Annotated in this window: 1 protein-coding gene; it reads right to left on the bottom strand. The window is 60.5% G+C overall.

Annotated elements, in window-relative coordinates:
- Window positions 1-1,366, bottom strand: a 1,366-nt coding sequence (gene sdhA, locus GIW04_RS30735; RefSeq protein ID WP_236479611.1) for a succinate dehydrogenase flavoprotein subunit, incomplete at both ends; no start/stop codon positions are given.

The following is a 1,366-nucleotide window of genomic DNA, read 5'->3' as shown; positions in this document are numbered from 1 at the left end:
CCCTTCTGCATGTATTCGCCGGTACGGAACACACCGAAGTAGTTCTGCATGCAGTTTTGCAGCTCGCGACGCAGGGTCGCTACGTCTTCGCCATCTGTGCGCTCGTTCAGAGCGTTCAGGCGCGCCAGGGCGGCTTCAATGTTGGCGTCGGTGGCGTCATCGTATTCGATGCCGTCGGTCAGCGCCTTCTCCAAGTGCAGGCCGGCCGCGCGACCGAATACCACCAGGTCAAGCAGCGAGTTACCGCCCAGGCGGTTGGCACCGTGAACCGATACGCAAGCCACTTCACCTACTGCGAACAGACCATGGATGATCTCGTCCTGGCCGTCGGCGTTCTGGGTGATTGCCTGGCCATGAATGTTGGTCGGCACGCCGCCCATCATATAGTGGCAAGTTGGAACCACCGGAACCGGAGCAACTACCGGGTCAACGTGGGCGAAGGTCTTGGACAGCTCGCAGATACCAGGCAGGCGGCTGTGCAGCACTTCTTCACCCAGGTGATCGAGCTTGAGCAGTACGTGGTCGCCATTCGGGCCACAGCCGTTACCGGCGATGATCTCTTTAACCATCGAACGAGCCACAACGTCACGGCCAGCCAAGTCTTTGGCGTTCGGAGCATAACGCTCCATGAAACGCTCGCCGTGCTTGTTGATCAGGTAACCACCTTCACCACGGCAACCTTCGGTCACCAGTACACCGGCGCCGGCGATGCCGGTCGGGTGGAACTGCCACATTTCGATGTCTTGTACCGGTACGCCAGCACGCAGGGCCATGCCGACGCCGTCACCGGTGTTGATCAGGGCGTTGGTGGTAGAAGCGTAGATACGACCTGCACCACCGGTCGCCAGCACAGTAGCCTTGGCGCGGATGTAAGTGGTTTCACCGGTTTCGATGCAGATGGCGATCACGCCGACGAACTCGCCCTTGCCGTTCTTCACCAGGTCAACCGCGTAGTACTCGTTCAGGAACGTGGTACCGGCTTTCAGGTTGCCTTGGTAAAGGGTATGCAGCAGCGCATGACCAGTACGGTCGGACGCAGCGCAAGTACGGGCAGCCTGCCCGCCTTTACCGTAATCCTTGGACTGGCCACCGAATGGGCGCTGGTAGATACGGCCTTGCTCGGTACGGGAGAACGGCAGACCCATGTGGTCCAGCTCGAACACCGCGGCCGGGCCTTCCTGACACATGTATTCGATAGCGTCCTGGTCACCGATATAGTCGGAACCCTTGACGGTATCGTACATGTGCCAGCGCCAGTCATCGTTCGGGTCGGCGGAGGCGATGGCGCAGGTGATGCCACCCTGGGCCGATACGGTGTGGGAGCGCGTCGGGAACACTTTGGTGATCACGGCAGTCTTGTGACCGC

The organism is Pseudomonas sp. PA-4-8C, assembly GCF_021606625.1.
Taxonomy (GTDB): Bacteria; Pseudomonadota; Gammaproteobacteria; order Pseudomonadales; family Pseudomonadaceae; genus Aquipseudomonas; species Aquipseudomonas lactis.
Note: the sequence above shows the minus strand (reverse complement) of the source record. Positions and strands in the feature narration are given on the sequence as shown.